Origin of the sequence: Micromonospora sp. DT4, from assembly GCF_049841675.1 — a bacterium.
Lineage (GTDB): Bacteria > Actinomycetota > Actinomycetes > Mycobacteriales > Micromonosporaceae > Micromonospora.
Genome location: NZ_JBNCKT010000165.1, coordinates 1 through 8147 on the forward strand (window position 1 = coordinate 1; position 8147 = coordinate 8147).

The 8147-nt window shown below is 70.0% G+C and carries 9 protein-coding genes; 6 read left to right on the forward strand and 3 right to left on the reverse strand.

Going from position 1 to position 8147, the window contains the following annotated elements:
- Window positions 1–146: 146 nt before the first annotated feature.
- On the forward strand, window positions 147–620 hold the full coding sequence (gene rnhA, locus ACLQ24_RS27325) for a ribonuclease HI (RefSeq protein WP_007459445.1): 474 nt from the start codon (window positions 147–149) through the stop codon (window positions 618–620).
- Between the two features lie 2 nt (window positions 621–622).
- Here rnhA and ACLQ24_RS27330 read toward each other — a convergent pair whose 3' ends face one another.
- The 3 genes from ACLQ24_RS27330 to ACLQ24_RS27340 form a co-directional block, all read right to left on the reverse strand.
- Entirely contained in the window at window positions 623–865 is a 243-nt protein-coding gene (locus ACLQ24_RS27330; protein WP_357121644.1) for a preprotein translocase YidC, read from the reverse strand.
- A 202-nt stretch (window positions 866–1067) separates the two neighbouring features.
- Entirely contained in the window at window positions 1068–1943 is an 876-nt protein-coding gene (locus tag ACLQ24_RS27335; RefSeq protein ID WP_425894614.1) for a pentapeptide repeat-containing protein, read from the reverse strand.
- Window positions 1944–2015: 72 nt separating this feature from the next.
- On the reverse strand, window positions 2016–3116 hold the full coding sequence (locus ACLQ24_RS27340; protein WP_425894615.1) for a DUF5919 domain-containing protein: 1101 nt from the start codon (window positions 3114–3116) through the stop codon (window positions 2016–2018).
- 72 nt (window positions 3117–3188) lie between these two features.
- On the opposite strand from ACLQ24_RS27340, the gene ACLQ24_RS27345 reads away from it, so the two are divergent.
- The 5 genes from ACLQ24_RS27345 (at window position 3189) to ACLQ24_RS27365 (ending at window position 8088) form a co-directional block, all read left to right on the forward strand.
- A complete protein-coding gene (locus ACLQ24_RS27345; RefSeq protein WP_425894616.1) occupies window positions 3189–3452 on the forward strand; it encodes a hypothetical protein in 264 nt (87 codons plus the stop codon).
- The gene (locus ACLQ24_RS27350) at window positions 3449–3604 is read left to right on the forward strand and encodes a hypothetical protein (protein ID WP_425894617.1); all 156 of its coding nucleotides are present in this window, start codon (window positions 3449–3451) and stop codon (window positions 3602–3604) included. The genes ACLQ24_RS27345 and ACLQ24_RS27350 overlap by 4 nt, the downstream gene beginning before the upstream one ends.
- A 369-nt stretch (window positions 3605–3973) precedes the next feature.
- Window positions 3974–4648 (forward strand): hypothetical protein, encoded by a 675-nt coding sequence (locus ACLQ24_RS27355; RefSeq protein WP_425894618.1) that lies wholly within the window; start codon window positions 3974–3976, stop codon window positions 4646–4648.
- Entirely contained in the window at window positions 4645–7860 is a 3216-nt protein-coding gene (locus ACLQ24_RS27360) for a helicase HerA domain-containing protein (protein WP_425894619.1), read from the forward strand. The genes ACLQ24_RS27355 and ACLQ24_RS27360 overlap by 4 nt, the downstream gene beginning before the upstream one ends.
- Before the next feature lie 21 nt (window positions 7861–7881).
- Window positions 7882–8088 (forward strand): hypothetical protein, encoded by a 207-nt coding sequence (locus tag ACLQ24_RS27365; protein ID WP_425894620.1) that lies wholly within the window; start codon window positions 7882–7884, stop codon window positions 8086–8088.
- Window positions 8089–8147: the final 59 nt, after the last annotated feature.

Below are 8147 nucleotides of genomic sequence, written 5' to 3' on the forward strand. Positions count from 1 at the left end.
CCTTCCGATGGACATACGACGGACGACCCCTCAAAGCGGCATGAACCACTCAAGGATTAACGCGGTGCTGCACTAGTGCCTCCGGTCCCGGCGTGGCGGCCCCCCGAACGGCCGGCGCATGGTCGCCGCCCGGTAGGTTGCCTGCCATGGTGGACGCGGCGGCCGGCAGGGGCGTGCAGATCTGGACCGACGGGGCGTGCAGTGGCAACCCCGGGCCGGGGGGCTGGGGCGCGCTACTGCGCTACGGCGACCACGAGCGCGAGCTGTGCGGCGGCGAGGCCACCCCGACGACCAACAACCGGATGGAGCTGATGGCGGCCATCCAGGCGTTGGAGAGCCTGAACCGGCCGGTCACCGTAGAGCTGCACACCGACAGCACGTACGTGCGCAACGGCATCACGAGCTGGTTGGCGTCGTGGAAACGCAACGGCTGGCGGACCGCCGCGAAGCAGCCGGTGAAGAACGCCGACCTGTGGCAGCGGTTGGAGGCGGCCTGCGAGCGGCACGAGGTCACCTGGCTGTGGGTCAAGGGGCACAACGGTCACCCGGAGAACGAGCGCGCGGACGGCCTGGCCAACAAGGGCATGACCGAGGCACGCGCCGCGCTGGCGAGCCGCTAGGCCTACCCACGGCGGGTCGCGTCGGGGTGCCCCGGCATGCTCGACCCACCGCCGCTGCTGCCGGACGAGCCACCGGCGACACCCGAGTTGTCGCCCTCGGTCACGATGTCCGGCCGTTCGTCGGTGTCGGCCGGCGCGGGGACCTCGGTGTCCGTCTCGACCTGCACCAACGGCACCTGGCCGGCTTCGTCCTCGCTGTGCTGCGGGTCGCCCGGCAGCTCACCGTCGCGTTTTCGGTAGCCCACGCCGTGCCTCCCGTCGATGCCGGTCCGCGTCGGCGGTGGCTACCCGGCGTCGTCACCTGCGAAACCTCGTCCGGCGGCAGCCGCCGGTTGGGCGACCGGGGCCCCTGCGGCGCGGCGTCCGGCAGGCGCAGGGTCCGCCGGCGAGTGAACGCGATGGCCGTGGCGAGCACGAGCGCCGTGGACGCCACCAGGAAGCCGGTCGTCAGCGCCGCCGCCCACGGCGGCTCGGGGCGGTGGCGCGCACCGGTGTGAGCGCGAGCGCCGTCCAGTGCGCCGGCCGGGTCAGCGTCGCCGGCAGGCCCGTGCGAGCGTCACCGCGGGCGGCGTCGAGCTGCGCCTGGTGCAGGAACAGCGTGGTCCGCAGGTCCGCGCCGCGCAGGTCGGCCCCGCGCAGGTCCGCGCCGGTGACGTCGGCCAGGGCGAGATCCACGCCGCGCAGGTCGGCGCCGATCAGCAGCGCGCCGCGCAGGTTGGCCCGGCGCAGGTCCGTCCGGCGCAGGTCGACTCCGAGAAGGTGCGCGCCCCGGCGGTCCACGCCGCCGGGAGCGCGCGCCGCGTCACTGGCGCGCGACAGCAGCGGGCTGACCCGGGCCCGGTGCGCGTCGACGTCCACGGTCCGCAGGCGCGTCGGCTCTGCCTCGGCGAGCCCGGCGATCTCGGCGCGGGCGCGGTCCAGTTCGGCGCGTAGTTCGGCCGACGGGCGCAGCGGCACCGCCTCGGTCAGATACCAGAGCAGTTCGTGCAGCGGACGGAGCACCCGGAACGCCTCGGCCATCGCCGGCAGGGTCTCCGGGGCGTCGCGCCAGTCCCGCCCACCGAAGGTGACCTGCGCGACCTGCTGCCCGGCGCCGAAGCAGTCGAAGACGGCGCAGCCGGCGAACCCCCGCTCCCGCAGGGTCGTGTGGATGCCACAGCCGTGGTCCGGGCGCAGGTTCGGGCAGGCCTGCCCTGCCGGCTTGTCGATGGCGAAGTCGGCCGACGCGGCGAAGGCGGGAACCACGCAGCACAACCCGAAGCAGCGCGCGCAGTCGGCGGCGAGGCGCGTCGACCCCGACGGCGGGGCGGGGTGCGTCGACACGGAAACGTCCTCCTGGCGGTCGGGGCGGCAACCCCATTGTCCCGGGGGTCGTCGCCACCGCCCGGGCGGGGGTCACCGTCCGTGTGCGTCGCTGGCCGCCGCGGAGCGCGGATCGGGGGTACGCGTACCGCCCGGTGGCGGCACCAGCCGGTGGATCTCCCGCTGCCCCTGGCCGTACTTCTGATCGAAGTGCCTCCGCACGGCGGCGGCCGGGGTGGGGTCCCCCTCGACCGGCTCTGCCAGCGCGAACACCGCCGGGGCGCCGCCCGGGGCGCGCGGTGGCAGCACGGCCCGGACGGTCAGCGGGCCGTTCACCTGGAACCCGCCGCAGTCGACGTAGTGCTGCCCGTCCACGCTGACGTAGGGCACCTGCATGGTGACCACGTCGGAGTCGTCGTGGCGCAGCGTCACGGTGACGGACCAGTACCGTTCGAGGTTGACGGTCGCCTGCTCGTGCTCCCACAGCTCCTCGAAGCGGGCGTGTACGAACCCGCCCCACGGGCTGTCCATGTCGACCTCGAGCTGCGGCACGTTGAACGACAGCTTCCCGATCGGGAAGAACGAGATCAACGCCCGGCTGTCCCACTGGTAGAGCTGGATGGACGGGGACGCGTCGTAGAGGCGCACCTGCAACCGGTGCCGCAGCCGGGCGTCCAGGGTGTCCTGGAACAGCGCGAGGTGGCGCAGGTTGGTACGGATCTGGCGCGGCACGTCCACCCGCTGCCGCTCCAACTCCTCCGAGCGCTGCTGGGCGGCCGTGCAGTCCGGGTCGAGCAGGAGCAACTGCACCTGCGCGCCGTTGGCGAGGGCCGTGCGTACCGCCCGCAGCGTCTCCTCCCGGTGCGTGTCCTCCAGCAGGATCGTCCAGGTGTCGAGGATGCGCACCCGGCGGGCGCAGCGGTGCAGCCGGGTGACGAACGCGTGCTGGTCGAAGCTCAGGTGCTCCTGCACCCGCGCCCTGCGGGCCTCCTCGAACAACGGGTCGAAGATGACGTACGAGATGGCGGCGAGGACCACGCTGGAGCCGATGTTGAGCAGCAGGTCGCTGAGGAAGCCGCTGCTGCGCCAGGCGGCGAGCAGCATCACGAGCGCGATGCCGAGCAGTGCCCCGCCGACGACGAAGGCACGTCGCTGTCGGCCGCCACCCTCGCCCCGACCCGCCCACTCGGGCATCCGGCCTCCTTCCGTCGTGGCCCACCGAGATGCGGAGGATACGTGCCGGCTTTGCCGCTCGCTGTCCCGTTCGTGACCGACACTGAGGCCACCGGCCGCGCCACCATCTTCCTGTCCATGCTGTCGGCGGCCCTGATCGGTCTCGGCTTCGCGGCCGGCAACGATCGGGTGGTCCGGCCCTACCTGGGCACGGTGCTGCCGATCCTGGTGATCATCGGGCTCGTCACTCACGAGCACACCGACCACGTGGACGTGCTGCGGCTGGCCGGGCTCGGCGTGCCGGTGTACGCCCCCGAGGGCGCGCCCGGCTGCCCAACCTCGCGCCGCTGCCGGTGACCCGGGTACGCGCGGGACAGCGCTTCACCGCCGCCGCCGCGTACCCCATCCACGACGCGCAGCTCAACGAGCGTGGCCTGGCCAGCGTCGCTGGATGGTTCGCCGAGACCATCCCCGGCTACCGCCACCTCGCTCCGGGCGACACCGCCTGAGCGAGCGGATCCGCCGGCAGCCGTGGCGCGAAGTCGGCGGCGCGCCTCGTCAGGTCGTCCTCATCAGCAGCGCCGTGCGCCTTGGCTGCTGGCGGTGGTAAGGCTGATCTATTCCGGACGAGGCAACCGAATCAATGTTTTTCAGCCTTGATCGAAAGTCCGGAATATGACAGCGCCTTAAGCCTGTCTGGTGCATTTGTGGGCTCGCGCTCGCCTCGACCGTGCCGCAATGATGCTTCTCTTGGCGGCTTGGTGTCTGACCCACGGCCCGGTCTCCTCAGGCAATGCCGTCGTCCGTGCCCCCTCGCACACCCGGAGATCTACCTTATGTCGAACCATCCTCTCGGTACGCCAGCCAGGCAGGCCCTCGTGGCGCTGATGACCCACGTCTCGGAGGCCTCCAATCCGGAGTTGTACGAGCAGTTCCGGATGCGGATCGAGAAAAACATCCGAAAAGAACTCGAAGATGCCGGGCTCATCGTCTGGCGCAAGGGCCTGCGCGGAACGATCATCCATGAGTTGACCGATGAGGGCTGGGGGCGGGCTCGTCGCGAGGTCGGGGCAGACGCTCCCGAACGGGCCTCGGCGGCATGGCTACTGCACTACGGGACGCTGAAGCACCTGGACCGCCTGCTGGCGGCCCGCAACCTGCAGTTGGCCGACCTGTATGTCGGCCCGCCGGGTATCCCCGGCGTGGATTCACAGCCCTCCGATGAGGGGTCCACGCCGCCCAAGGGCGCGGCCGTCCGGGATGACGGAGACCAGGCGGGTAATGAGCCGGATGGGATCGAGGACCGGGTACGGAGGGCGTACCTGCGCCTGGCCGAGACGCCCGGCGCTCTGGTCAGCCTGGCGCGTTTGCGGGGGAGCTTGAGGGACCTCGCCCGCGATGACCTCGATCGTGCGCTTCGGGCAATGGACCGGCGGAGGGAGGTCCATCTTGAGCCGGACCCCAACCGTAAGGCGCTGACCCAGGCCGTTCGGGACGCCGCGGTCGCCATCGGTGGTGAAGACAAACACCTGATCACCATCGATCACTCATGATCGACCAGACCCAGCGGCAGGCACTGCTGGAGTTGCGGCGGCTGGACTGGGCGCCCACCCAGGAGGACGTCTGGTCTCCGCTGGACATCCACCTCGATGCGCTCAACGGTGAGGCCGGAACAGCTCTCCTGCGGGCGTACGGGGAAGCGGTCGCGAGCAGCGGACGAAGCCCGCTCGGACTGATCCTGGAGGGCCAGCACGGCGCGGGCAAGACCCACCTCCTGCGCTGGGCACGTGAACAGGTGCAACGTAGTGGCGGCTACTTCTTCCTCCTTGGTATCGCCGACGGCAGAGCCTTCTGGCCGAACGTCGTGCACACACTCCTGCGCGGCCTGCGACGTTCCGGCTCGTACCGACACAGCCAGTTGGAGGTGCTTCTCGACCGCCTGTGTGAGCAGGCCGCCGTGGGGCGGGAGTTACGCGACCGGGTCCGCGGACGACGTCCGTTGACCACGGAAACGCTCGACGTCTTCGTGACCGCGCTGCGGCGGGCCGCCCCCGATCTGGGGCGCGAGTGCAGGCACACGTTGCGGGCCCTGGTGCTGCTGGCCGCCAGGGACGACACGGCTCAGGACCTCGGCGAGGCGTTCTTGACGTCAATGCCCGATGAGGACCCTGGCGACCACGCCCGATGGGGCCTTCCGACCCGCGCGAAGACGGCACAGGAGGTCGCGGAGGAGATTTCCCGACTACTGGCCAGCACCGGTGCCAGCATGCTCGCGGTCGATCAGATCGACACCGTCATCGCGCAGGCCCGTACCTCCGGTGTCGACCACGGGCAGCCGAGCGCACCGCCTACCGAGTCTGTCGCCCTTGCCGAGGAGCTCGGGCACGGGCTGATGCAGTTGCGGGAGGCGCTGCGGCGCACTGTCACGGCGGTGGCGTGCCTGCCGACTTCCTGGCAGCTGATCAGCAACCACACCGTCGACTCCGTGCGCGACCGGTTCCGCCGGGAAACGCGGCTGAGCCGTCTGCCGTCACCCGAGGTGGGCGCGGAGCTGGTTGCCGCGCGCTTCGGGCCCCTGTTCGAGTCGGTCGGCTTCGCGCCACCGTATCCGACCTGGCCGGTGCTGCCGTCGGCGTTCGTCGCCGCCCCCGACTACACGCCGCGATCCCTGCTAGAGCGGGTGGACGAGCACCTGCGCGTCTGCCTCATGACCGAGAATGTCGAGCCCCTGTACGAGCTGGACCAACGAGTCGCGCCACCGGACCCGGAGCCCGCGGCTCGGCCATGGGACGTGGAGTCGGTGCAGCGGCGGTTCGTTGAGCTGCGCGACTCGCTTGACATCGACCATGCCATGGACCCCGCCCACGAGGATGTCGAGATGCCCCGTCTGCTTGGGGCCGGCCTGCGGGCGTGGGCGGTCGAGCAGGGAGATCTGAACGGGCGGTACAAGGTCGTGCTCGGCGAGGATGGCAACCCCTCGATGCATGCCTGGCTCAGGGAGAGTCTTGACGAGGCGACTGAGGATGAGGCGCATTGGTCGTTTCGTGCGCTGTCGCACACGCACCACCGGGCCGTGCAGGCGCGAATCGAGCGGCTTCGACAGCTCGTCAGACTGGATTCCCGCATCAACAAACGGCGTGCGGTACTGCTGCGCAACAGCCAATGGCCCACGGGGCCGGTGACCCGACGTCTGTTGAACGAATTCCAGGCAGCGGGCGGGCTGATCACCGGCGTGTCCACCGACGACCTGCGCACCTTTGCCGGGCTCGCGATGTTGCTCGACGAGAACGATCCGGCTCTCGGTGACTGGCTGCGGCTGCGTCGACCCGCCGGCAATACCACGCTATTTCGAACGGTCTTCGGTCCGCCGCCGGGCACTACGGCTGCGCAGCGGCCCGGCCCGGCGCGACCCACCGGCGGTCCGGATCAGCCAGGTCGATCCGAACCGCCACTGAACGGGGTGGGCGACCGCGGCGACCCGAGTCGGGCGACGGCCGGCGACGCGTCCCGCGGGGTACGGCGTTCGGAGATCAACGGTGGCGCTGGCCTGCTCCTCGGGACGGTGGTCGAGACTGGAGCGGCGATTCGGGTGCCGTTGGAGTCACTGCGCAAGCACACGGTCATCTTCGCCGGCTCGGGTTCGGGTAAGACCGTGCTGATTCGGCGGTTGATCGAAGAGTGTGCTCTGCAAGGGGTCTCCACGATCGTGCTCGACCCCAACAACGACCTGGCACGGCTCGGTGATCCATGGCCGGAGGCGCCACCGTCGTGGCAGCCGGGAGACGCCGAGAGGGCGGCCGCCTACTTGCATGGCACTGACGTGGTGGTGTGGACTCCCCGCCGCGAGGCTGGCCGTCCGCTCAGTCTGCAGCCGCTACCGGACTTCGCTGCCGTGCTCGACGAGCCTGACGAACTAGCTCTCGCACTGGACACGGCGGTGGCTGGGCTAGCACCGCGGGCACGCATGGGGGGCAAGACCGCGAAGATGGACCGTGGGCGGGCGGTGCTGCGCGAGGCGCTGGCCCACTTCGCGTACACCGGAGGTACCGATCTGCGTGACTTCGTCGCGTTGCTCGCGGACCTGCCCGACACCGCAACCACGCTGACCCGGGCCGGTGAATTGGCGCACGACATGGCCGAGACCCTCAAGGCGGCGATGATCCTGGATCCGCTGTTCGGTGGCACCGGTGTGCCCCTGGACCCGGGCGTGCTCCTGACCCCGTCGGCCGGCAAACGAGCCCGGATATCGGTGATCAGTCTCGTTGGGCTGCCCAGCAATGAACAGCGGCAGGGCTTCGTGAACCAGTTGCAGATGGCGTTGTTCGCGTGGATCAAGCAATATCCCGCGGGCGATCGACCGCTTGGCGGGCTCTTCGTGATGGACGAGGCGCAGACCCTCGCACCGTCGGGCTCGATGACGGCCTGCACGGAGAGCACCCTCGCCCTGGCCAGCCAGGCCCGCAAGTACGGCCTCGGCTTAATCTTCGCGACCCAGGCGCCGAAAGGCATCCACAACCGGATCGTCGGAAACGCCGCGACCCAGTTCTTCGGCTTCCTCAACAGTCCGATCCAAATCGCGGCAGCGAAAGAGGTGGCGCAGGCCAAGGCGAGCGCGGTCTTGGACATCTCCCGACTGACCGCCGGGCAGTTCTACGCCGTGGGTGAGGGCCTCGGCTTCCAGAAGCTGGCAACGCCGATGTGCCTCAGCCACCACCCGACGAGCGCGCTAACCGTGGAAGAGGTACTGGTCCGCGCCCGGAGTTGACAGACCGGCAGGGGGAACAGCATGGATATCGTTATCGACAGCCTGGTTCGGCAGTTTCAGACCAACCGCGACCTCGTCGGGCTGCCGCAGGACGAGGCATTTGAAGCCTTCGCGGGTTTCTGTGTGCTCAGCTCGTTCTACGAAAGCGACTTCACTCCGGACGTCTTCCGAATGGGCGGCGGCAACGACCTCGGCATCGACGTGTTCGGCAGTACGTATTCAGCTTGAGTTGATCGGCTGAGCGGGGCTGCGGTCTACTGTGGTGGCTGTGGCTGGCATGATCTTGG

Bases quoted from the DNA above. Each gene is read 5' to 3' on its own strand.
- ACLQ24_RS27340 (WP_425894615.1), bottom strand. From the start codon at position 3,116: ATGCCCGAGTGGGCGGGTCGGGGCGAGGGTGGCGGCCGACAGCGACGT.
- rnhA (WP_007459445.1), top strand. From the start codon at position 147: ATGGTGGACGCGGCGGCCGGCAGGGGCGTGCAGATCTGGACCGACGGG.
- ACLQ24_RS27360 (WP_425894619.1), top strand. From the start codon at position 4,645: ATGATCGACCAGACCCAGCGGCAGGCACTGCTGGAGTTGCGGCGGCTG.
- ACLQ24_RS27365 (WP_425894620.1), top strand. From the start codon at position 7,882: ATGGATATCGTTATCGACAGCCTGGTTCGGCAGTTTCAGACCAACCGC.